Below are 22161 nucleotides of genomic sequence, written 5' to 3'. Positions count from 1 at the left end.
CCACGGAACGGACATGTAAATTCTGGAGAGCAGAACAGGAACGACATTCGGAACGGGCCGCACCGGGAGGTTCGCCGTGGACAAGCCGCTCAAGACGCCGCCGCCGTACGCCATCGCCAGCGTCGACCACGCGCTGCGGGCCGCGACGATGCTCCAGCTGGAGGGCTCGCTGACCGTCACGCAGGTCGCCGAGCGGCTCGGGGTGGCCCGGTCGACCGCGCACCGGCTGCTGGCCATGCTGGTCTACCGGGACTTCGCGGTCCGGGACGAGAACCGGGTCTACCACGCGGGTCCGGTGCTGGAGCTGGCGACGCACTCGCGTTCCCTGGTGTCCCGGCTGCGGACGGCGGCCCTGCCCCACCTGCACCGGGTGGTGGACCGACTGAACGAGACCACGAACCTCACCATCCGCACGGGGGACACGGCCCGGTTCATCGCCAGCGTGGAGTGCGACCGGGCGCTGCGGGTCGGGTCCCGGGAGGGGATGGTCTTCCCGGCCCACCGGACGACGGGCGGCCTGCTGCTGCTCGCGGAACTGAGTGAGGAGGAGCTGGCGGAGGTGTACGCGAGCGAGCACTACCGCGACCGGCCCCAGGAGCGCCCGGACCTCGACTCATTGTCCGCGGAGCTGAAGGACATCGCCCGCGGGGGCTTCGCCGTGAACCGGAACCGCTCCGAGCGGGGCCTGGTGGCCGTCGGGGTCCCGGTCCGTGACGCCGGGGAAACGGTCCAGGCAGGCCTGTCGATCTCCATGCCGGGCACCCGCTACGACCCCCTCAACCTGCAGTTCCTGGTCGGCACCCTGCAAGCGGCGGCCCGAGCCCTGAGCACGGACCTGGCCGGGACGGCCTGAGAGCCCGGCTGCTCCTCCCCCGCTCCGCGGTCAGTCGCGCCGCGCTTCCGGCACGTCCGGGGCGCCGGTGCCCAGCAGGCCGGTCCAGCTCTCGGCCAGGACGTCGACCACGGACGCGCGGTCGGCGCCCCAGTGGCCGGGGGTCCAGGTGCGGGCCACGTGGTCGAGCTGGGCCATCGCGAGCACACCGCGCAGGTGGCGGCTCTCGGGAGGGAAGCGGTCGGCCTGGTCGAGGCCCTCCTCGATGTCGTTGACGGCCTCCTCCAGCCACGCGTTCACCAGGCCGCGCAGTTCCGGGTCGACCGCCGCCGCCTCGAAGGCGGCCACCGTGTAGGGCCGGATCGATTCCCAGCGGCCGGAGATGCCGTACAGCCACTCGGTGATCGCCTCGCGGCTGCCGTCGTGGACGACCTCGACCAGGCGCCGGGCGGTCGAGCCGTGGACGGGTGAGTCAATGCGTTCGAGCTTCTCGTTCAGCTCGCCGATGAGTGCCCGCATCAGGTCGCTGCGGGACGGGAAGTACGCGTAGAACGTCACCCGGGTGGTGCCCGCCGCGGCGGCGATGTCGTCCACGGTGGTGGCGGCGTAGCCCTTGGTGCGGAACAGCTCCAGTGCCGAGTCCAGCAGGAGCTTGCGGGTCATCCGCTTCTGCGCCTCGCGCAGCCCGGCCATCTCAGCGCCCCCGCTTCCTGGCGCCGGACGGCTTGGTGGACGGTTCGGCCGTGGGGGCGGTCATGGCGCTCATCCTATCGCCGGTCTCCCGTTCGACGACGCCTCCCTTACTTCATGATCGCTTTTCGTACGCGGCATACATTTCCTTGACGTGGCGTAAAGCTAGTGCCATTCTCGCCGTCACCGCGCTTCGCTCGCCACCTCCCGGAAGCCCGGTCTGCGCCCCTCCCCCCACTCCACGCCACGTCACCACGTGGTCCGACAGGTCGCGCCCACCCCGTCACACCCACCGGAACCGGCCACAAGGAGCCGGGCCGCCTCACCATCCCAGTCAGGGAGACTGCAGTGACGCTCAACAACGGGACGACGACGTCCCCCGGCCCTTCCGCGGGGGCCGCCCGGAAGCCGGGCTACGCGGGCACGCTTGCTGCCGCGAGCGCCGCGGTGTTCGTGGCCCAGTTGGCCAACGCCCTGCCGGCCTCGCTCAACGGACTCTTCCAGCAGGATCTCGGCACGCACGGGTCCCAGCTGACCTGGATCACGGCGTCCTTCATGATCGCCGTGGTCGTCTTCGAGTTCACCTTCGGTGTCCTCGGCGACCTGTTCGGACGCCGCAGGCTCATTGCCTCGGGTGCGGCGCTCGTCGTCGCCGGAAGCATCGTCTCGGCTGTCTCACCCACCGTGCAGTGGCTGTGGGTCGGCGCCGCGCTGAACGGTCTCGGCGCCGGCGCCATGTTCCCCGGATCACTCACCATGATCGCGGACGTCGCCCGCAGCGCCCTGGAGCGGGCCCGCGCCATCGCGCTGTGGAGCGGCTTCCTGTCGGCCGGTGCGGCGCTCTCCCCCCTGATCGGCGGGGCGTTCGCCAAGGTCGGGTCGTGGCGGGGCTCGTTCCTGGTCCTCGTCGCGCTGGCCTTCGTCAGCATGGTGCTCTCGCTGGCCCTGGCCACCGAGTCGAAGGCCGCCGAGGGACGCCGGCTCGACGTCCCGGGCCAGATCACCTTCGCGATCGGTCTCATCCTGGTGCTGTACGCGGCCGTGGAGGGACCCGAGAAGGGCTGGGGCGCGCCGGACATCGTGGGCGCGTTCGCCGTCGGCGCGGGCTTCCTGATCGCCTTCCTGCTGATCGAGCGCCGTGCCGAGTCCCCGATCCTCAACCTCTCCCTGTTCAAGGACCGCGCCTTCGCGGTGGGGTCGGTCGTGGCGGTCATCGGCATGATCGCCTTCCTCGGCGCGTGCTTCGCGACGAGCATGTGGCTCGGCCCCGTGCAGCACCAGGACCCGCTGCGCGTCGCCCTCCCCTTCCTGCTGCTCCAGGGACCGGCGTTCGCCCTGATCCCGGTCGTCTCCCGGCTGCTCCACCGGGTCTCCCCGAACTGGCTGCTGACCTCCGGCTTCAGCCTGATGGCCGTCGGGTCGTTCCTGTGCGCCCGGCTGGACGTCACCGACCGGAGCCTGACCCCGTTCGTCGTGCCCACCCTGCTCATCGGCGTCGGCTTCGCACTGGCCGTCAGCTCGATCACGGCCGTCGCGCTGAACAGCGTGCCGGGACGGCTGGCCGGCATGGCGAGCGCCACCACCAACATGCTGCGCGACCTCGGCTTCGCCCTGGGCCCGGTGGTCGTCGGCGCGGTCGCCCTCAGCCACGCGGGCGAGACCTTCGCCTCGAAGCTGGCCGGCGCGAACCTGCCGCCCGACCAGCTGGGCGCCGCCACGGAGATCGGCCGGGCCGCCGGACCGATCGCCGTGAACAGCCTGCCGCCGGACGCCCCCGGAGCGGCCGCGCAGGGCATCGCCCTCGACGCGCTGGGCAGCGGGTTCGGCCTCGCCTACACCGTGTGCGGGGTCGCCGCCGCGGTGGCCGCGGCCGTGACCGTGATCGGCATGGCCGGCATCCGCGCTCCCCGCACCCTGGACACGGAACACACAGCCGAGCAGGACCCGTCGGACCGGCCCCAGGCCCCGACCACCGCTCCGGCGCAGTAGACCGCCACACCGGTGGGGCCCGTGTCGTTGACCCCGCGGACGCGGACCGGGTTCCCTGTGTGCCATGGCTGACGAAGCGCGCACGGGGGACCCGGTCCTCGCCGTCGAAACGCAGGGCGAGTGGGAGGAGTGGCTGGAGGAGCACCACGACGAGCTGCCCGGGGTCTGGTTGCGGATCCCGAGGAAGGACTCCGGACTGCCCGGCCCCGACTACGCCGCCGCCCTGGAGTCGGCGCTGTGCTACGGCTGGATCGACGGGCACAAGAAGAAACTGGACGACACCCACTGGCTCCAGCGGTTCACTCCCCGGCGTCCGCGCAGCAAGTGGTCGAGGATCAACCGGCAGAAGGCCACCGCGCTCATCGAGGCCGGCCGGATGCGGGAGCCCGGACTGCGCGAGGTGGAGCGGGCCCGGGCCGACGGCCGCTGGGAGGCGGCGTACGCGAGCCAGAGCACCGCGACCGTCCCCGACGACCTGCGGGCCGCGCTGGACGCGGTCCCGGCGGCCCGCGACTTCTTCGGCACCCTCGACAGCCGCAACCGGTACGCGATCCTCTACCGCGTGCAGGACGCCAAGCGCCCGCAGACCAGGGCGGCCCGTATCGAGAAGTTCGTCGCCATGCTCGCCGAGGGGGAGAAGCTCCATCCGTGACGATGTGACGCCGTGACCACGTGACGGTCTGGCAGGCATCCGCTCCCGGCACGTGGAGAGGCGGTCCGGGCGCCGGGGCCCGGACCGCTTCGGTGTCAGCCCGCGACGATCGCCTCCGCCGCCGCCACACCGCAGACGCGGGCCGCGCCGCGCGTGGCGATGTACGGGGTGCCGCGCGGCGCGGACTGCGGGACGCCCATCTCCACGACGACGGTGTCCGGCGCAGCGGCGAGCAGGGTGTCCAGGGCGGTGCGCATCCACGGGTGCCGGTGCTCGTCGCGGACCACGGCGACCACGCGCCGGCCGGCCGCGGCCTCGAGCACCCGCGCACCGGCGTCGGTGCCGGTGAAGTGGCCGGTGGTGGTGCCGGGCAGCAGCCGCTCCAGCTCCGCTCCGACGCCCCAGGGCGTCTCGTCGCCGACGGCGATGTTGGCCTCGGGGCTGAAGGTCGCCACGTACACGGGTGCGGTGACCGGTGCGGTGGGCCCGGTGCGGGTGACGGTCACCGCGCGGCGGGCCGCCGTGAGGCCGATCTCCGGTTCGGGGTCGCCCGGGGACGGGGACCGCCGCGCTTCCGCGGTCCAGCGGGCCAGCGCGCGGCCCCGCTCCGCCGCGTCGGCCAGGCGCTCCTCGGGCAACTCGCCCGAGCGGACGGCCTCGACCAGGGTGTCGCACAGCCGCCGTACGGTCTCCTCGTCGGCCAGACCACCCCCCACACAGATCGCGTCGGCGCCGGCCGCGAGGGCCAGCACACTGCCGCGTTCGATGCCGTAGCGGCCGGCGATGGCCTGCATCTCCATGCCGTCGGTGACGATCAGGCCCTCGTAACCCAGTTCGCCGCGCAGCAGGTCGGTCAGTACCCGCCGGGACAGTGTTCCTGGATGGTCCGGATCCAGCGCGGGGACCAGGAGGTGCGCGCTCATCACGGCGCGCGAGCCGGCCGCGATGGCCGCGCGGAACGGCGCCAGTTCGCGTTCGGCCAGCACGGCGGCGTCCGCGTCGATGCGGGGCAGGGCGAGGTGGGAGTCGACGGCCGTGTCACCGTGTCCCGGGAAGTGCTTGGTGCATGCCGCCACGCCCGCCGACTGCAGGCCGGCGACGTAGGCGGCGGTGTGCCGGGCGACCAGGCCGGCGTCGGCACCGAAGGAACGCACGCCGATGACCGGGTTGTCCGGGTTGGAGTTCACGTCGGCGGAGGGGGCCCAGTTGAAGTTCACCCCGCAGGCCGCGAGCCGGCGGCCCAGCTCCGCGGCCACCGACCTGGTCAGCTCGGTGTCGTCCACCGCGCCCAGGGCGTGGTTGCCGGGGAAGGAGGAGCCGGTGCGCACCTCCAGACGGGTGACGTCGCCGCCCTCCTCGTCGATCGCGACCAGCACGTCCGGGCGTTCGGCGCGCAGTTGCCCGGTCAGGGCGGCCAGTTGCCCGGGCGAGGCGATGTTGCGCCCGAAGAGGCCGACGGAGGTGAGGCCCTCGCCGAGGCGGCGCAGCACCCAGTCGGGCGCGGTGGTGCCGGCGAAGCCCGGTTGCAGGACGGCCAGAGCGTCCCGGGTGAGGGTGTCGGTGCCGGTGGTGAATGTCGTCATCGGGTGGCGTTATCCCTTCACGGCGCCCGCGGTGAGGCCGCTGACGGCCTTGCGCTGCAGGTAGACGAAGAGGATCAGGATCGGGACGGCGAAGAGTGACGAGGCGGCCATGGTCGCGCCCCAGTCGTCGCCGAACTGGGTCTGGAAGCTGAACAGCCACAGCGGCAGGGTCTGTGCCTCGACGTCCTTGTTGAGCACCAGGACCAGGGCGAACTCGTTCCAGGCGGTGATGAAGCCGAACAGCGAGGTGGCCATCAGGCCCGGGGCGAGCAGCGGCAGGATGACCCGGCGGAACGCCTGGGCGCGGGTGCAGCCGTCGACCATCGCCGACTCCTCCAGCTCCTTCGGCACGGCGGCGACGAAGCCGCGCAGCGTCAGGATGGTGAAGGGCAGGATCATCATCGTGTAGAAGAGCGTCAGCGGCACGAGGCTGTTCAGCATCGACGCGTCCCGCACGATCATGTAGATCGCGATGATCATGACTTCCCAGGGCGCCATCTGGGCCATCATGAAACCGATGATGAAGCCGCGCCGTCCCTTGAACCGCATCCGTGCCAGGGCGAAGGAGCCGGCCAGCGCGATGATCAGCGAGAAGACGACGGCCAGGACGGTGACGGTCAGCGAGTTGCGGACGTACGTCCAGAAGTGGTCCGCGTCGGTCGCGGTCCTGAAGTGCTGGAGGGTGACGTCGGTCGGGAACCAGACCGGGTTCTCCGAGATGATGTCGCCGGTCGGTTTGAAGGCCGTGGTGAACATCCAGTACACGGGGAAGACGCAGCCGATGAACAGGACGACGGCCGTGGCGTTGGGCCAGACCCGGGCAAAGAGCGAGCGTTTCACAGCGCGGCCTCCTCTTCGTTCTCCTGCTTGAGCACGATCCTGAGGTAGTGGGCGGTCAGGCCGAGCAGGATCAGGATGGTGAGGACCGCGATCGCCGCGCCCATGCCGTAGTGCTGGTTGCCCATGCCCTCGACGTAGGCGTAGACGGGCAGGATCTCGGTGAGCCGGTCGGGACCGCCGCCGTTGAAGGCGAGGACCTGGATGAACGCCTTGAAGACCCAGATGACCTCCAGGAAGGTCGTCGCGTAGAGGAACGGCCGCAGGAACGGCAGGGTGACCGTGGTGAAGCTCCGCCAGGCGCCGGCGCCGTCGAGGGACGCGGCCTCGTAGAGCTCGTTCGGGATGGTGGTGGTCGCCGCGTACAGATTGATCGCGACGAACGGGATGGACGCCCACACGATCAGCACGATGACGACGAAGAACGTCGACATCTGGCTGCTGGTCCAGCTGTAGTCGGCCATGGAGTGCCAGCCGAGCTTGTCCAGGACCCAGTTGACGACGCCGAAACGCTGGGCGAACAGCCACTGGTAGACGGTGGTGGCCGCCACGATGGGCATGGCCCAGGCCAGTACCAGGCCGAGCAGCAGGGTGACCCGCATCCGCCGGCCGAGGCGGGCGAGCAGCAGGCCGACCAGGGTGCCCAGGACCATGATCAGGACGACGTTGACCGCCGTGAACAGGATCGAGCGGAGGGTGACCCGCCAGAAGTCCCCACTGGTGAGGGTCTCCGTGTAGTTGTCGACGCCGTTCCACTCGGTGACGCGCTGGATCAGCTGCCCCATGTTGAGGTTCTGGAACGACAGCAGCACGTCCTTCAGCAGCGGCCAGCCGAGCAGCAGCACGGTGGCCGCGCAGGCGGGCAGCAGCAACAGGTACGGGGCGAGCGCGCCGGCTCGCGAGGGGGGCCTGCCGGGTGCCGCCCCGTCGTCCGCCTTGCGGAGGTCCGCCGGGCCGGAGGGCGGCCGTTCGGTCTGCACGGTCATGCTCGCGATCTCTCTTCTCGACGTACCCGGACGCGGTGCGGGGGCCGCCGAGTGGCCGGCCCCCGCTCCGGTCGGAGCGCGTGCGCTTCTACTGCTGCTGCGCCAGGCGCTTGTTGAACTCGCCCTCGACCTGCTTGGCCGCCTCGGCCGGGGACTTGCCCCTCAGGACGGCGGTCAGGTACGTCTTGATCGGGTTGGGCGCGTTCTCCACCGCGGCCCACTCCGGGATCAGCGGCGTGGTGCCGCCGACGGCGGCGGCCGGCGCGGCGGCCTCGGCGGGGGCGTTGCCCTCGAGGTTGCTCTGCAGCGACTCCTTGTTGGGGATGACGCCGTTGAGCTTGGCCAGCTGCCCCTCGAACTTGTCGGACAGGGCGAGCTTCAGGAACTCCTGGGCGAGGTCCTGCTTCTTGCTGCCCGCGGCGACGGCGAGGTTGGAGCCGCCGAGGAAGACGCCCTCGGGCTGGTCGGCCGTGGGACCCGGGATGGTGAAGTAGCCGATGTCCTGCTCGATCTTCGGGTTGGCCTCGATGGCGATGCCGGCTTCCCAGCCCATGCCGATGAAGGCGCCGACGTTGCCCTTGGCGAAGACCTGGCCCTGCTGCGGGGTGGCCTCGTCCTTGTCCTTGGGCGCCTTCGACAGGGCCTGGAACTTCTTGTAGGTCTCCGCGGCGGCGGCGACCTTCGGGTCACCGAGGTTGGAGACGTGCTTGTCGCCGTCCTTCTTGACGAGCTCGCCGCCCTCGCCGATCACCAGGCCGACGAAGTGGTACCAGTTCTGGCCCGGCAGGTAGATCGGTTCGGCGTCGGTCTTGTCACCGATGGTCTTGAGCGCGTCGTAGAACTCGTCGCGGGTCTTGGGGGTGTCCTTCAGCCCCGCGTCCGCCCAGACCTTCTTGTTGTAGAGGACGACCCGGTTGGCGAAGTACCACGGTGCCGCGTACTGCTTGCCGTCGTAGACGGACGACTCGTTGAGGGACTCGGTCCAGTCGGCGCCGATCTCGGACTTGAGGTCGGCGAGGTCGGCGAGGCCGCCGGTCTTGGCGTAGGCCGGGGTCTGGGTGTTGCCGATCTCGAAGACGTCGGGCGGGTTCTCCTCGGACAGGGCGGTGGTCAGCTTCTGCTGGATGCCGTTCCACTGCTGGACCTCGAACTTGACCTTCGCCTTGGTCTTCGCCTCGAACTCCGCGATCAGGTCCTTCTGCCACTCGTCCGGCGAGGAGCCGTCCATCATCCACACGGTGAGCGTCTGGCCCTCGTACCCGTTCGCCCCGGTGCTCTTGCCGTCACCGTCGTCTCCCCCGCACGCGGCGACGGAGAACAACATGCCCGCGACCCCGATCGCGGCTATCAGCTTGCGCTTCACGCGCCACCCCTCCTCAGGAACGCCTTCCACACCCACGCCTTCGGCGGTGACCCTCGCAACGGCGCGACACTCGGCGGGCTGGGACCCGGCTTCCTCTAAATGGTTTAGACCAGCAGGGGGAGCTTGGCCTAGACCTATGACCCTGTCAAGGGTCGCGTCACCAATCGCCCGGACCACCCCCAGCGCCCCCGCACGGACCTGCAACTCCTCCCAAACAGGGACGTGTCGAAGGTTGGACTAGACCAAAGAGAAGCGTGCGGTTATAACGGGACCGCCGAGTGTGCGGCGCCGAACCCGGCCGCCCGCCGACGTGCACCGCGGTCGGCGCCTGCCGCCCGCACGCCGGACACCGCAGCCGGAAGGCAGGTCATGAGCACCGACCTCAGCAGCGCCCAGACCGTCACGGGGACACCGGACCGCACCGACCGCGTGCCGAAGTACTACCGAGTCAAGCAGCGGTTACTGCGGATGACCGAGGCGCGCGCGCCGGGATCGCCGATGCCGGCCGAGCGCTTCCTCGCCCTCGAGTTCCGCACCTCCCGCACCACCGTGCGCAAGGCGCTGCAGGAGCTGGTGAGCGAAGGGCGGCTGGTCCGCATCCAGGGCAAGGGCACCTTCGTCGCCCGCCCCAAGATCTATCGGACCCTCCAACTGACCTCGTACACCGAGGACATGCGCAACCAGGGGCTCACCGCCGCCTCCCGGGTCCTGGACATCGACCACATCGCGGCCGGCGAGGAGCTGGCGGCCCTGCTCGGGGTGGAACGGGGTGACCGCGTGCTGCGCGTGGAGCGGTTGCGGCTGGCCGGGGGCGAGCCCATGGCGATCGAGGCGACCCATCTGTCCGCACGCCGCTTCCCCGGCCTGCGCCGGAACCTGGCCCGCCGCACCTCGCTCTACGCGACGCTCGCCGAGGTGTACGGGGTGCGCCTGGCGGAGGCCGACGAGACCATCGAGACCTCCCCCGCCACACCGCGGGAGGCCGGCCTGCTCCACACGGACGTGGGCCTGCCGATGCTGCTGCTGTCCCGCCACTCACGGGACGAACGGGGCACACCGGTCGAGTGGGTCCGCGCGGTGTACCGCGGCTCGCGCTACCGGTTCACGGCGACCCTGACGCCGCCGACGCCTCCGGTACCTCGGACACCGTTGGCACCGTGAACCGTACCGGTCGGGCCCGTGCGGCACAGTGGTCAGGACTGTGCCGCACGGGCGGCTGGGGGGCCGGCCGGGCGCGGCGCCGCTCAGGGCTCCCGGCGGTCCGTCGTGGTGATGCGGGCGATCGCCTCGAGGGTCAGGGACCGGTCGTGCGGTTCCCGGGACAGGGCACGATGGAGCGTCAATCCCTCTATGAGCGCGTCTAGTTGGCGGGCGGTGTCCGGGTCGAAGTGCTTCTCGAGGTGGCTGCGGCTGCGACGCATCCACTCATGGGTGAGCTCCCGGTAGGCGGGCCGGCGGGCGGCGAGCGAGTACAGCTCCTGGGTCAGCACGAGGTCGCGCGAGCTGCCCTCGGACAGGGCGTGGACGAGGTCGGCCACGGCCGTACGGGCCTCCTCCCGGCCGGTCGGCGCCGCGAGGTACGTGTCGAACACGGCGACTATGTGGCCGGTGAAGTCGCTGAACGCCTCCCGCAGCAACTCGTCGATCCCGCTGAAGTGGTACGTCATCGACCCCAGCGGCACCCCGGCCCGCTTGGCGATCTTGCGGTGGGAGACCGCCGCGAGCCCCTCCTCGGCTATGAGGTCGAGGGTGGCGGCGATGATGCGTGCGCGCCGCTGCGGGTCGGTGTGTCCGGTGGCCATGGGCGTCGTGCCTCAGAGGGTCCGGACCGGACGGGCGGGACTGCCGACGGCGACCACGTTCGCCGGCACGTCCTTGGTGACGACCGAACCCGCTCCGATCACGGAGTTGTCCCCGATGGTCACGCCGGGCAGCACGACGGCTCCCCCGCCGATCCAGACGTTGTCGCCGATGGTGATCGGCTGCGCGGCCTCCAGCTTGTCGCGCCGGGGCTGCGGTTCCAGGGGGTGCGTGGGGGTGAGGAGCTGGACGCCGGGGCCGATCTGGCAGTCCTCGCCGATGCTGATGGCGGCGACGTCCAGCGCGGTCAGGTTGTAGTTGACGAAGGTGCGCGCCCCGATGGTGATGTTGCTGCCGTAGTCGACGTACAGGGGCGGACGCACGTGCGCCTGCTCGCCCACCGCACCGAGCAGTTCGGCGAGGATCGGTCCCGCCGCCTCGGCGTCCTCGGCATAGGCCGCCTGGTAGCGGGCGGCCAGACGTACGGCCTGCTGCTGCCGGCGGGCGATCTCGGGGTCGTCGGCGATGTAGAGGTCGCCCGCCTGCATCCGTTCCAGGTGGGTACGGGGGTCCTGTGCGAAGTAGTCCGTCGCCATGGGAACGACGGTACACCCCGAAGCGTACGAACGTACACTCCCTGCGCCCAGGACTACCGCTTGACGCTGCCGGCCCGCAGCACCCCCGCGCACACGACCACGAGCGCGCCCGCGAGGGGCACCACCACCAGCCCCAGCCGAAGGCCGGCCTCGTCGGCGACGAGCCCGACGACCGGCGGGGAGAGCAGGAATCCCAGCCGCATCAGCCAGGAGACGATCGTGAGCCCCGATCCGGGCTTGAGGCCGGGCAGCTCGTCGGCCTCGAGCATCGCCGCGGGCACCAGCGTCGCCACGCCGAACCCGGCCGCGGCGAAGCCGAGGATCGTTCCGGGCACCGTGGGCACGGCCAGCGCCAGCCCCATGCCGACCGCGGTGATGAGGCCGCCGGCGCGGGCCACCGCGCGCTGGCCGAACCGGTCGACGAGCCGGTCGCCGAGGATCCGGCCGACGAACTGGGCGCCCACCAGGGCGATGAAGCCGGACGCCGCCAGCGCCGCCGAGGCGTTCAGCGAGCCGGAGAGGTAGAGCGCGGCCCAGGAGTTGCCCGCGTCCTCGACGAGCGTGCCGGCCGTCGCGATGAGGACGAGCGCGATCATCACGTAGCGGACGCGTGAGGCCACGGCCGGGCGCCCGTTCCGCTGCGGCGCCCCGCTCTCGGCGCCCTTCTCGTCCGTGTCCTCGACCGGCTCGGTGTCGGGTCCGGGCAGGGCGAACCGCAGGGCGACACAGGCGGCGAGACCGAACACCACCCCCGAGATCGTCAGGTGCGCCCCGCGCGAGAGGTCGAGCGCTATGGCGGCGGCGGCCATGGAGCCGCCGGTGACGGCTCCGATCGACCAGATGGCGTGGAAGGAGTTGATGATGGAGCGCCCGTAGCGGCGCTGCACCCGCAGGCCGTGGGCGTTCTGCGCGACATCGGTGATCGCGTCCATCGCTCCGGCCAGGAACAGCGCTCCCGCGAACAGCACCACCGAAGGCGCCACGCCCGCGACGAGGATCCCCGCTCCGGTCAGCAGGGTGCTCACCACCGCCACCCGGGCCGACCCCAGGCGGCGGATGAGGACCCCCGCCGCCAGACCGGCGACGATGGCCCCCGTCGGGAACGCCGCGACGGCCAGCCCGTAGGCGGCGTTGCCGATGCCGAGATCCGCCTTGATCTGCGGATAGCGGGGCAGAAGGTTCGCGAACAGGGCCCCGTTGGTGAAGAAGAGGACGGCAACGGCTGCGCGAGCCTGCCGCTCGGCCAGGGCGGGCCGGCGCAGTACGTCAGTGGTCATGTGCCTGACCTTATCCAGGGAGCGTACGAACGTACACTCTTTTCGGGCGGCACTGTCCGAAAACACGAGGCGTCGGGTGCCGAGCCGGTGCTCGGCACCCGACGGGCGGGACGGTGACTCACCCGCCCCTATCCGTTGTAGGTCTCGAACTCGGCGATCCGCGGCGTGCCGTTCGAGCCGGTGATCTCGAAGGTGATCTTGCGCAGCGAGGTCCGCGCGAAGGAGACGACGCCCGCGCTGCTGCCGGAGGCCAGGACGGCACCGGTGTCGTGGTTGAGGAGCCGCCAGGACCGGACGGCGCCCTCGGAGCCCGACGCCTCCCGGATGTTGGCCTTCGACACCGCGGTGTCGGACGACCACTTGACCGAGACGGAACCGGTCGAGCCGCTCGGCGACCAGTAGGTGCCGAGGTTGCCGTCGATCACGTTGCCGTAGCTCGTCCCACTGGCCTTGCTGGAGCCGTCGGCACCGGCACCCCGGCTGAGGTTGGTCCCGGTGGGGGGATCGGTCGGGTCGGTGGGGTTCGTGGGGTCGGTCGGGGCGGGGTTCTGCGGCGTGCAGTTGCCGTCCGACACCTTCAGGCCCTTGTTGGCGCCCGCCGTCCGGTTCACCACGTCCGGCACGCAGTTGGCGGCGTCGAGCTTGTAGGGGTTGGGGATGCCGACCGAGGTGTTGGACGTCGGGTTGGGGCCGGCGGGCTGGTTGTCGCCGCTGCGGGCGGACCAGGTCACGTTGTCGAAGATGTTGCCGCCGACCTGCCAGTAGCCGGCTTCGCTGGTGTAGAAGGTGCCGAGGACGTCCTTGGAGTCCTCGAAGTAGTTGTTGTCCACCTTGGCGCGTGCCCCCGGCCCGGGAGTTGATGCCGGAGTCGTTGAGGCGCTTGTAGTGGTTGTTGTACATGTGGGCGATGCCGCCCCGCAGCAGCGGCGCACGGGAGTCGATGTTCTCGTACAGGTTGTGGTGGAACGTGATGTTGCCGTTGGAGCGGTCGCTCTCGCTGGATCCGATGAGGCCACCGCGGCCGGAGTTGCGCAGGGTGCTGTACGACAGGGTCACGTACTGGGTGTTGTCCTTCATGTCGAAGAGGCCGTCGTAGCCCTCCGACTCCCCGCCGGACGCCTCCAGGGTGACGTGGTCGACCCAGACGTTGCGGACGTCGCTCTCCATGCCGATGGCGTCGCCGCCGTTGGAGGTGGGCGAGCCGGACTTCTTGACGTTCCGGACGGTCACGTTCTGGATGATGATGTTGCGGGCCTCCCGGATGTGGATGCCCAGCTGGTCGAAGACGGCACCGCTGCCGACCCCGACGATCGTGACATTGCTGGTCTGCTTGAGCTCGATCACACCGGCGGCGGTGTTGCAGCTGCTGCCCGACACCTTGCTGGTGTTGCCGTGATTGATGGTGCCCTGGACCTCGATGATGATCGGGGTGCTGCTGCTGGCGCGGTTGCACAGGGCGGTGTGGATCGCGGTGCCCGTGGTGGCCCGGACCGTCTGCCCGCCCGCGCCGCCGGTGGTCCCGCCGTTCTGGGTCGCGTAGCCGGTGGCGCTGCCGGTCGCGGCCGACGCCGAGGGCATCGACACCACCAGTCCGGTCGCGGCCGCGAGGGCCGCCGTGGCCAGTGTCGCGTGGAACCGCAGCGCTGCTGATCTCTTCATGCGGAGCTCTCCCTGTTCATTTAACGTCATGGGCATGTCATGCAGAGTGCCGTCGAACGCCGTCGACCCGATGGAAAGCGCTTTCTCGCCGCGAGAATAGGGCGCCCCCGTCCGGACTGACAAGGCTCCGGACGTCATGAGTGCGCCTGTTCGTATCTCATACACCAGACGTCGTTCACCTTCCCCCGAAGCCGCACATGCAGCCCTGATGCAGGGTTTCGGCAGCGGGTGCGCATCAGCAAGGGATTTCCCCCTCGCATCTGCGGCAGTATGATCAGCGGACGCGTTCCCCTGGACCGGTCCGTGAGAAGCAAGCAGTAGGCAGAGGGAGAAGCCCTGTGATGACCCGTCCCGCTCCCCGGACCCGCCGGACGAGGCGGGTGGCCGGTGCGGGCACCACCGCGCTGCTGCTCCTGGGCGCCGTGACCGCCTGCTCGCCGTCCCCCGACGCCCCCTCCTCGGGCTCTTCGTCCGGCAAGCCGTCCGGCACGGTGACCGTCTTCGCCGCCGCCTCCCTCACGGAGAGCTTCACGACGCTGGGCGAGAAGTTCGAGAAGGACCACCCCGGCACCGAGGTCACGTTCAACTTCGGCGGCAGCGACAGCCTCGCCGCCGGGATCACCAGTGGCGCCCCCGCCGACGTCTTCGCCTCCGCCAGCCCCAGGACGATGAAGACCGTCACGGACGCGGGGGACGTTTCCGGCGCCCCGGCCACCTTCGTCCGCAACCGGCTGGAGATCGCCACCCTGCCGGGCAACCCGGAGGGCGTCTCCTCGCTGAAGGACCTGACCGGCTCGAAGCTGAAGGTCGTCCTGTGCGACAAGGAGGTGCCGTGCGGGACCGCCGCGCAGAAGGCGCTGGACGCCAGTGGTCTGGAGCTCACCCCGGTGTCGTACGAGCAGGACGTCAAGAGCGCCCTGACGAAGGTCGAGCTGAAGGAGGCGGACGCCGCCCTCGTGTACCGGACCGATGTGCTCGCGGCGGGTGACAAGGTGGAGGGCGTGGACTTCCCCGAGGCCGCGCAGGCCGTCAACGACTACCCGATCGCCCTGCTCAAGGAGGCGCCCAACGCCGGGGCGGCCGAGGCGTTCATCGCGCTGGTGCGATCCGAGGAGGGCCAGAAGGTCCTGGCCGACGCAGGGTTCCTCACCTCGTGACCTCCGCGGGCACCCCGGGCGCCCCGGCCGCCGCCCGCAAGGGCGCCGGTCCGCGGTTCCGCCGCACACCGGCGGGCGGCGGCCGGGGTGTACCGCTGCCACTGCTCGTACCCGCGCTGATCGGCCTGGCGTTCCTGGTGGTGCCCCTGCTCGGCCTGCTGGTCCGGGCCCCCTGGTCGAGCCTGCCCGAGCAGTTGACCAGCCCCGAGGTGTGGCAGGCCCTGCGGCTCTCCCTGGTGTGCGCCACCGCGGCGACGGCGGTGAGCCTGGTGATCGGCGTGCCGCTGGCCTGGCTGCTGGCCCGGGTCGAGTTCCCGGGCCGCGGCCTGGTCCGGGCCCTGGTGACGCTGCCCCTGGTGCTGCCCCCGGTGGTGGGCGGGGTGGCCCTGCTGATGGCGCTGGGCCGCAACGGCATCGTCGGGCAGTGGCTGGACGCCTGGTTCGGCATCACTCTGCCCTTCACCACCGCCGGTGTCGTGCTCGCGGAGGCGTTCGTGGCGATGCCGTTCCTGGTCATCAGCGTCGAGGGCACCCTGCGCGCCGCCGACCCCCGCTACGAGGAGGCCGCGGCCACCCTGGGCGCCTCCCGCTTCACCGCGTTCCGCCGGGTCACCCTGCCGCTGATCGCGCCGGGCATCGCGGCGGGCTCCGTGCTGGCCTGGGCGCGGGCGCTGGGCGAGTTCGGGGCGACGATCACCTTCGCCGGCAACTTCCCCGGCCGCACCCAGACCATGCCGCTGGCGGTCTACCTCGCCCTGCAGAGCGACCCGGAGGCGGCCATCGCCCTCAGCCTGGTCCTGCTCGCCGTCTCGATCGCGGTGCTGGCCGGACTGCGCGACCGCTGGATGACCGCCTCATGATCCGTACCGACAAGCCCCGGCACGACCTCACCGGCGACGGCCCCGGCGCCCCCGGACCCGAGGGCCTCGACGCCCGGCTCGTCGTCGACCACGGCACCTTCCGACTCGACATCGCGCTCACCGCCGCCCCGGGCGAGGTCGTCGCCCTGCTCGGTCCGAACGGCGCCGGCAAGAGCACGGCCCTGCGCGCCCTCGCGGGCCTCGCGCCCCTCACCGCCGGCCATCTGCACCTGGACGGTGCGCGGCTGGACCGTACGCCACCCGAATCCCGCCCCGTCGGCGTGGTCTTCCAGGACTACTTGCTCTTCCCCCACCTGACCGCGCTGGACAACGTGGCCTTCGGTCCCCGCTGCCAGGGCGCCACGAAGGCGCAGGCACGGGCGACGGCCGCCGAGTGGCTGGAGCGCATGGGTCTGGCGGACCACACCGGTGCCAAGCCCCGTCGCCTCTCCGGCGGCCAGGCCCAGCGCGTCGCCCTGGCCCGCGCCCTGGCCACCCACCCCCGCCTGCTCCTCCTCGACGAACCCCTCGCCGCCCTGGACGCCCGCACCCGCCTCGACGTCCGCGCCCAGCTCCGGCGCCACCTGGCCGCGTTCGAGGCCGTCGCCGTCCTGGTCACGCATGACCCGCTGGACGCGATGGTGCTGGCCGACCGCCTGGTGGTCGTCGAGCACGGCAGGGTCGTCCAGGAGGGAACGCCCCAGGACATCGCCCGCCGCCCGCGCACCGACTACATCGCCCGACTGGTCGGTCTGAACCTCTACACCGGCCGGGCCCGGGGCCACACCGTGCGGTTGGAGTCCGGTCCGACGCTCACCACCACCGAGGACCTCACCGGCCAGGTCTTCGTCGCGTTCCCGCCCGGCGCGGTCACCCTGCACCGGGACCGCCCCACCGGCTCCAGCGCCCGCAACCTCTGGCACGGCGAGGTCACCGGCATGGAAACCCACGGCGACCAGATCCGCGTCGCCCTCGCCGGAGAGCTTCCCCTGACCGCCGACCTCACCACGGTCGCCGCCGCCGAACTCGGTCTGCACCCCGGCACGGACGTCTGGGCCACGGTGAAGGCGGCCCAGACCCACGCCTACCCGGTCTGACCGGCCACAGGCAACACGCCCGGCGCGGCTTCCTCGCCGCTCCGGCCGGATCACCTCGAGCCGAGAACGGAAAGGCGCCATTACTCCATGGGAGGGAATTCCGGCGCCGCGCAGGCGGGATGCCCCCGGCGACCATAAGCTTCCGGTAATGGGGGCAAGACTGTGCCATTCCAGCCGAGGAGAACCGATGGCTGAACGCATTGCCCGTCGACGCGGCTATCGAGAAGGCCTCGCCGGCGAGATGATCGCAGAATTCCTGGGAACGTTCGTCCTGATTCTCCTGGGTGCCGGGTCGGTGGCCGTCGCCGTTGTCGGCCTGCCCGGATCAGGTCGAGAAACGGCGGCCTTCGGTCCCGCCAACTGGATCATCATTTCGTGGGGCTGGGGTCTCGCCGTGGTGTTCGGCATCTATGTGGCCGGCGGTGTCAGCGGCGCCCACATCAATCCCGCGGTGACGCTGGGCTTCGCCGTCCGGCGGGACTTCCCCTGGCGGAAGGTCCTGCCCTACTGGCTGGCGCAGGTCGCGGGGGCGTTCGTCGGCGCCGCGCTCGTCTACGCGTCCTACCGGTGGGCGATCGACGCGGCCAACGCCAAGGCGGGAATCCCGCGGGACGATTCACTGGCGACATTTTCGATCTTCGCCACATTCCCCGCCGAATACTTCGGAAATTCCTGGTGGGGTCCCCTGCTCGACCAAATCATCGGCACCGGGATTCTACTGCTGCTGATCTGCGCGCTCATCGACACCCGAAACCTGGCTCCCGGGTCCAATCTCGGCCCGTTCCTCATCGGCCTGATCGTCGTCGGGATCGGTTTCACATTCGGCACCAACGCCGGATATGCAATCAACCCCGCCCGGGACTTCGGCCCCAGGCTTTTCACCTATTTCGAAGGCTGGGGCTCCATCGCCCTACCCGGAACCTACCAATGGTTCAGCGGCTACTGGTGGATCCCCATTGTCGGCCCCCTCATCGGCGGAGTCATCGGGACCGTCGTCTACGACCTGCTCATCAGCCCGGTGCTCAAGGCCCGGCTCGGTGCGACCGAGGAAGGCCCGGCCACAGAGGAGCCCTCCTAGGGCCCTGCCGCGGGCGGACATTCCCGCGCCCCTTCCCGTACGACCATGAGGAGAGTGGCCACGATGCCCGAATTCGTCGGCGCGGTGGATCAGGGCACCACCAGCTCACGCTTCATGATCTTCGACCACGACGGGAACGAGGTGGCGAGGCACCAGCTCGAGCACCGCCAGATCCTGCCGCGGTCGGGGTGGGTCGAGCACGACCCGGTGGAGATCTGGGAACGTACCAACACGGTGATCCAGAACGCCCTCCGTGCCGGGAACCTGTCGGCCACCGACCTCAGGGCCATCGGCATCACCAACCAGCGCGAGACCACCGTGGTCTGGGACCCGCGCAACGGCCGTCCGTACTACAACGCCATCGTCTGGCAGGACACCCGCACCGACAGCATCGCCGCCGCCCTCGAGCGTGACGGCCACGGCGAGGTCATCCGCCACAAGGCCGGCCTGCCGCCGGCCACCTACTTCTCCGGCGGCAAGATCAAGTGGCTGCTGGAGAACGTGGACGGACTGCGCGAGGCCGCCGAGGCGGGCCACGCCCTGTTCGGCAACACGGACGCCTGGGTGCTGTGGAACCTCACCGGCGGACCCAACGGCGGGGTGCACGCCACCGACGTGACCAACGCCAGCCGCACCATGCTGATGAATCTGGAGACCCTGGACTGGGACGACGAACTGCTGGACGTCTTCGGCATCCCGCGCGCGATGCTGCCCACCATCAACCCCTCGTCCCATCCCGAGGCGTACGGCCAGGCCCGCACCTCACGGCCGCTGAGTGCCGCCGTTCCGATCACCGGCGTACTCGGCGATCAGCAGGCGGCGACCGTCGGCCAGGTCTGCTTCTCCCCCGGCGAGGCCAAGAACACCTACGGCACCGGCAACTTCCTGGTGCTCAACACCGGTACGGATCTGGTGCGTTCGCAGCACGGGCTGCTGACGACGGTGGCGTACCAGTTCGCCGGCAGCCCGGCGGTCTACGCGCTGGAGGGGTCCATCGCCGTCACCGGCGCGGCCGTGCAGTGGCTGCGCGACCAGTTGAAGATCATCACGAGCGCCCCGGAGAGCGAGCAGCTGGCACGTTCGGTGGACGACAACGGTGGGATGTACTTCGTTCCGGCCTTCTCCGGTCTGTTCGCCCCGTACTGGCGCTCCGACGCCCGCGGCGCCATGGTCGGCCTGGCCCGCTACAACACCGGGGGCCACATCGCACGGGCCACGCTGGAAGCCATCTGCTACCAGAGCCGTGACGTGGTCGACGCCATGGAGCAGGACTCGGGCGTCCACCTGGACGTGCTCAAGGTCGACGGCGGCGTGACCGCGAACGATCTGTGCATGCAGATCCAGGCCGACGTGCTGGGTGTGCCGGTCAGCCGTCCGGTGGTCGCCGAGACCACCGCGCTGGGCGCCGCCTACGCCGCCGGGCTCGCCACCGGGTTCTGGCGCGACACCGACGAGCTGCGCTCGCACTGGCAGGAGTCGAAGCGCTGGAGCCCGGTGTGGAGCGAGGAGCAGCGCCAGGACGGCTACCGGGACTGGAAGCGTGCCGTGGAACGCACCCTGGACTGGGTCAAGGTCACCTGACCCGACCACCGGCGGCCGGTGCGGCTCTCAGCGGTCGGCGATGTCCTCGCGGAGGCCGTCGGAGAACTCCCACCATGACAAAGGGAGCCAGTCGCCGTTGACGAAGGCGTCCACTGTCGCGCCGCGACCACGGACCGTCACGACCGTCCCCGGCGGGTACGTGGTGCCGGACAACCCCGGCACGGGGACGAGCAGGGTCCCCAGCCTCTGTGCTGCCATGTTCCACCACTCCCTTCTCGGCACGGCGCCGGATATTCACATATCCGGAGATTACCGGTTTGCCCGATCGAGAGGACCGGAGAATCATGAGACATGAGTCACGCGGACAGCGGGCGGGGGCGTGGCGATCGAGCACGTACGCCATCGAGTGGAGGTCGCAACCATGAAGGCCGTCGTGTACAAGGAGCCGTTCAGCGTCGCGGTCGAAGAAGTCGAGAAGCCCAGCATCCAGCATCCGAACGATGTGATCGTACGGGTCACCTCCACCGCGATATGCGGCTCCGATCTGCACATGTACGAAGGCCGCACCGCTGCCGAGCCCGGCATCGTCTTCGGCCACGAGAACATGGGAATCATCGAGGAGGTCGGCCAGGGCGTCACCTCGCTCAAGGAGGGCGACCGCGTGGTCATGCCCTTCAACGTCGCCTGCGGCTTCTGCACCAACTGCGTCGAGGGGTTCACCGGATACTGTCTGACCGTCAACCCGGGCTTCCCGGGCGGCGCGTACGGCTACGTCGCCATGGGGCCCTGGAAGGGCGGCCAGGCCGAGTACCTGCGCGTTCCCTACGCCGACTTCAACTGCCTGAAGCTGCCGGAGGGACAGGAGAACGAGACCGACTTCATCCTGCTCGCGGACATCTTCCCCACGGGCTACCACGGCTGTGAACTCGCCCAGGTCCGCCCCGGCGAGAGCGTCGCGGTGTACGGCGCGGGACCGGTCGGCCTGATGGCCGCCTACTCGGCCCTGCTGCGCGGCGCGAAGAAGGTGTTCTCCGTGGACCGGGTCCCCGAGCGGCTGCAGAAGGCCGAGGAGATAGGCGCGGTTCCGATCAACTTCGCCGAGGGCGACCCGGTGGAGCAGATCAAGGACCAGACCGAGGGCATCGGCACGGACAAGGGCGTCGACGCGGTCGGCTACCAGGCGTCGGCGCACGGCGCGGACCACGAAGAACCGGCGACCGTCCTGAACTCGCTCGTCGGTACGGTCCGGGCCACCGGAGCGCTCGGCGTGCCCGGCCTCTACGTCCCGTCCGATCCCGGAGGCCCGGACGAACAGGCCAAGCGCGGCATGCTCCTCGTCGCGATCGGCAAGCTCTTCGAGAAGGGCCTGCGGATGGGTACGGGACAGTGCAACGTGAAGCGCTACAACCGGTACCTGCGCGACATGATCATCGAGGGCAGGGCGAAGCCCAGCTTCGTCGTCTCCCACGAACTGCCCCTGGACCAGGCGGCGTCGGCCTACGACAAGTTCGACAAGCGCATCGAGGGCTACACCAAGGTGGTGCTGCACCCGTAACGCCACGGCGCTCCGGCCCGAAAAACGAAAAGCGTGAGCACCGAACCGCTCGAGTGCTCACGCTTTTCCCCGCCGGCCAACGACCGGTGCCGGCCGAGCCGTTCACCCCACCCCCATGGGTTTGTCCCGGTCCGCCGAACTGGCGGCCGACCCAATCCGCTTCGAGCGGGACGGGGGCGAACGGACCGACATCGACGCGTGGCGGGCCGCCAAGAGCCTCCGCCACCGCTTCCGCACCGAGTGGAACGACGCCCTGACGAACGCGGGCCGGAGTTCGGTCTGCAGCGTTCCTTCTCATCATTGCTCCCTTATTGCTCCCTTATTGCTCCCTCCGCAGCCGATCAAGGCCGGGGTGTGCGCGGGCGTGTACCCGGGGGTGTGCAACCGGCGGTGGTGACTGCTCCCTGTTCAAAGGAACGGCCACCGCGCAACTCTCTCTGGCGAACTGCGAATTCACCCCCGGAGGTGCGCGATGGCCTTGTCGGAGTCCGGCCCACAGCGTTTACGGAAACCGCCACCCGCTGCTCGCGGACGTCGCCGCAGCGCTGTCGTCTTCCCACTGCCCACCCACGGCCCTTCGTACAGGGCGCCGAACCGGCCTACGCGGG

The 22161-nt window shown here is 70.5% G+C and carries 19 protein-coding genes and 1 pseudogene; 10 read left to right on the top strand and 10 right to left on the bottom strand.

Translation table 11 applies throughout. The annotated features are described in order from the left end of the window. Positions 1-76 precede the first annotated feature (76 nt). On the top strand, positions 77-853 hold the full coding sequence (locus tag DIZ27_RS11410; protein ID WP_109378234.1) for an IclR family transcriptional regulator: 777 nt from the start codon (positions 77-79) through the stop codon (positions 851-853). A 30-nt stretch (positions 854-883) separates the two neighbouring features. On the opposite strand, the gene DIZ27_RS11405 is transcribed toward DIZ27_RS11410, so the two are convergent. Continuing rightward, on the bottom strand, positions 884-1525 hold the full coding sequence (locus tag DIZ27_RS11405) for a TetR/AcrR family transcriptional regulator (protein WP_109378233.1): 642 nt from the start codon (positions 1523-1525) through the stop codon (positions 884-886). 345 nt (positions 1526-1870) lie between these two features. Here DIZ27_RS11405 and DIZ27_RS11400 point away from each other — a divergent pair, with 345 nt between their 5' ends. Beyond that, positions 1871-3511, top strand: a complete 1641-nt coding sequence (locus DIZ27_RS11400) for an MFS transporter (protein WP_109378232.1) — start codon at positions 1871-1873, stop codon at positions 3509-3511. 64 nt (positions 3512-3575) lie between these two features. Then, positions 3576-4163 carry a YdeI family protein gene (locus DIZ27_RS11395; RefSeq protein ID WP_109378231.1) on the top strand — a complete coding sequence of 196 codons (588 nt, stop codon included), beginning with the start codon at positions 3576-3578 and terminating at the stop codon, positions 4161-4163. A 95-nt stretch (positions 4164-4258) separates the two neighbouring features. Here DIZ27_RS11395 and DIZ27_RS11390 read toward each other — a convergent pair whose 3' ends face one another. The 4 genes from DIZ27_RS11390 to DIZ27_RS11375 form a co-directional block, all read right to left on the bottom strand. After that, positions 4259-5746, bottom strand: coding sequence for a glycoside hydrolase family 3 protein (locus tag DIZ27_RS11390; RefSeq protein WP_109378230.1), 1488 nt, complete (start codon positions 5744-5746; stop codon positions 4259-4261). Positions 5747-5755: 9 nt separating this feature from the next. Beyond that, positions 5756-6586 carry a carbohydrate ABC transporter permease gene (locus tag DIZ27_RS11385; RefSeq protein ID WP_109378229.1) on the bottom strand — a complete coding sequence of 277 codons (831 nt, stop codon included), beginning with the start codon at positions 6584-6586 and terminating at the stop codon, positions 5756-5758. After that, positions 6583-7569: a carbohydrate ABC transporter permease gene (locus DIZ27_RS11380; RefSeq protein WP_109378228.1), complete on the bottom strand. Its 987-nt coding sequence runs from the start codon at positions 7567-7569 to the stop codon at positions 6583-6585. The genes DIZ27_RS11385 and DIZ27_RS11380 overlap by 4 nt, the downstream gene beginning before the upstream one ends. Positions 7570-7657: 88 nt before the next feature. Further along, on the bottom strand, positions 7658-8932 hold the full coding sequence (locus tag DIZ27_RS11375) for an extracellular solute-binding protein (protein WP_109378227.1): 1275 nt from the start codon (positions 8930-8932) through the stop codon (positions 7658-7660). A gap of 369 nt (positions 8933-9301) precedes the next feature. Between DIZ27_RS11375 and DIZ27_RS11370 the strand changes: the two genes are divergently transcribed. After that, entirely contained in the window at positions 9302-10093 is a 792-nt protein-coding gene (locus DIZ27_RS11370) for a GntR family transcriptional regulator (RefSeq protein ID WP_109378226.1), read from the top strand. Positions 10094-10176: 83 nt separating this feature from the next. Here DIZ27_RS11370 and DIZ27_RS11365 read toward each other — a convergent pair whose 3' ends face one another. From DIZ27_RS11365 to DIZ27_RS11350, 4 genes and pseudogenes are all read right to left on the bottom strand, one after another. Next, positions 10177-10734 (bottom strand): TetR/AcrR family transcriptional regulator, encoded by a 558-nt coding sequence (locus DIZ27_RS11365; RefSeq protein ID WP_109378225.1) that lies wholly within the window; start codon positions 10732-10734, stop codon positions 10177-10179. 12 nt (positions 10735-10746) lie between these two features. Continuing rightward, positions 10747-11328 (bottom strand): sugar O-acetyltransferase, encoded by a 582-nt coding sequence (locus DIZ27_RS11360; RefSeq protein WP_109378224.1) that lies wholly within the window; start codon positions 11326-11328, stop codon positions 10747-10749. A gap of 53 nt (positions 11329-11381) precedes the next feature. Further along, a complete protein-coding gene (locus DIZ27_RS11355) occupies positions 11382-12605 on the bottom strand; it encodes an MFS transporter (RefSeq protein WP_109378223.1) in 1224 nt (407 codons plus the stop codon). A 128-nt stretch (positions 12606-12733) separates the two neighbouring features. Beyond that, a pseudogene (locus tag DIZ27_RS11350) lies at positions 12734-14264 on the bottom strand (polysaccharide lyase family 1 protein). A 341-nt stretch (positions 14265-14605) separates the two neighbouring features. On the opposite strand from DIZ27_RS11350, the gene modA reads away from it, so the two are divergent. The 5 genes from modA to glpK all read left to right on the top strand — a co-directional run bounded on the left by modA (position 14606) and on the right by glpK (position 20037). Next, on the top strand, positions 14606-15421 hold the full coding sequence (gene modA, locus DIZ27_RS11345; protein ID WP_109378222.1) for a molybdate ABC transporter substrate-binding protein: 816 nt from the start codon (positions 14606-14608) through the stop codon (positions 15419-15421). After that, complete coding sequence (locus tag DIZ27_RS11340) at positions 15418-16281, top strand: ABC transporter permease (protein WP_109378221.1); 864 nt, start codon at positions 15418-15420, stop codon at positions 16279-16281. Before modA ends, DIZ27_RS11340 begins: the two co-directional genes overlap by 4 nt. After that, the gene (locus DIZ27_RS11335) at positions 16278-17378 is read left to right on the top strand and encodes an ABC transporter ATP-binding protein (protein ID WP_109378220.1); all 1101 of its coding nucleotides are present in this window, start codon (positions 16278-16280) and stop codon (positions 17376-17378) included. Before DIZ27_RS11340 ends, DIZ27_RS11335 begins: the two co-directional genes overlap by 4 nt. A 187-nt stretch (positions 17379-17565) precedes the next feature. Then, positions 17566-18456: an MIP/aquaporin family protein gene (locus tag DIZ27_RS11330; RefSeq protein ID WP_109378219.1), complete on the top strand. Its 891-nt coding sequence runs from the start codon at positions 17566-17568 to the stop codon at positions 18454-18456. 63 nt (positions 18457-18519) lie between these two features. Next, positions 18520-20037, top strand: coding sequence for a glycerol kinase GlpK (gene glpK, locus DIZ27_RS11325; RefSeq protein WP_109378218.1), 1518 nt, complete (start codon positions 18520-18522; stop codon positions 20035-20037). A 27-nt stretch (positions 20038-20064) separates the two neighbouring features. On the opposite strand, the gene DIZ27_RS11320 is transcribed toward glpK, so the two are convergent. Further along, positions 20065-20256, bottom strand: coding sequence for a hypothetical protein (locus DIZ27_RS11320; RefSeq protein ID WP_109378217.1), 192 nt, complete (start codon positions 20254-20256; stop codon positions 20065-20067). A gap of 163 nt (positions 20257-20419) precedes the next feature. Here DIZ27_RS11320 and DIZ27_RS11315 point away from each other — a divergent pair, with 163 nt between their 5' ends. Next, the gene (locus tag DIZ27_RS11315; protein ID WP_109378216.1) at positions 20420-21553 is read left to right on the top strand and encodes a glutathione-independent formaldehyde dehydrogenase; all 1134 of its coding nucleotides are present in this window, start codon (positions 20420-20422) and stop codon (positions 21551-21553) included. Positions 21554-22161: the final 608 nt, after the last annotated feature.

This window comes from Streptomyces sp. NWU339 (genome assembly GCF_003143855.1).
In the GTDB taxonomy this organism is placed as follows: Bacteria; Actinomycetota; Actinomycetes; order Streptomycetales; family Streptomycetaceae; genus Streptomyces.
This window is presented reverse-complemented; position numbering and strand designations above follow the sequence as displayed.

Bases quoted from the DNA above. Each gene is read 5' to 3' on its own strand.
- DIZ27_RS11405 (WP_109378233.1), bottom strand. From the start codon at position 1,525: ATGGCCGGGCTGCGCGAGGCGCAGAAGCGGATGACCCGCAAGCTCCTG.
- DIZ27_RS11395 (WP_109378231.1), top strand. From the start codon at position 3,576: ATGGCTGACGAAGCGCGCACGGGGGACCCGGTCCTCGCCGTCGAAACG.
- DIZ27_RS11390 (WP_109378230.1), bottom strand. From the start codon at position 5,746: ATGACGACATTCACCACCGGCACCGACACCCTCACCCGGGACGCTCTG.
- DIZ27_RS11380 (WP_109378228.1), bottom strand. From the start codon at position 7,569: ATGACCGTGCAGACCGAACGGCCGCCCTCCGGCCCGGCGGACCTCCGC.
- DIZ27_RS11370 (WP_109378226.1), top strand. From the start codon at position 9,302: ATGAGCACCGACCTCAGCAGCGCCCAGACCGTCACGGGGACACCGGAC.
- DIZ27_RS11365 (WP_109378225.1), bottom strand. From the start codon at position 10,734: ATGGCCACCGGACACACCGACCCGCAGCGGCGCGCACGCATCATCGCC.
- DIZ27_RS11360 (WP_109378224.1), bottom strand. From the start codon at position 11,328: ATGGCGACGGACTACTTCGCACAGGACCCCCGTACCCACCTGGAACGG.
- DIZ27_RS11355 (WP_109378223.1), bottom strand. From the start codon at position 12,605: ATGACCACTGACGTACTGCGCCGGCCCGCCCTGGCCGAGCGGCAGGCT.
- modA (WP_109378222.1), top strand. From the start codon at position 14,606: ATGACCCGTCCCGCTCCCCGGACCCGCCGGACGAGGCGGGTGGCCGGT.
- DIZ27_RS11335 (WP_109378220.1), top strand. From the start codon at position 16,278: ATGATCCGTACCGACAAGCCCCGGCACGACCTCACCGGCGACGGCCCC.
- DIZ27_RS11330 (WP_109378219.1), top strand. From the start codon at position 17,566: ATGGCTGAACGCATTGCCCGTCGACGCGGCTATCGAGAAGGCCTCGCC.
- glpK (WP_109378218.1), top strand. From the start codon at position 18,520: ATGCCCGAATTCGTCGGCGCGGTGGATCAGGGCACCACCAGCTCACGC.
- DIZ27_RS11320 (WP_109378217.1), bottom strand. From the start codon at position 20,256: ATGGCAGCACAGAGGCTGGGGACCCTGCTCGTCCCCGTGCCGGGGTTG.
- DIZ27_RS11315 (WP_109378216.1), top strand. From the start codon at position 20,420: ATGAAGGCCGTCGTGTACAAGGAGCCGTTCAGCGTCGCGGTCGAAGAA.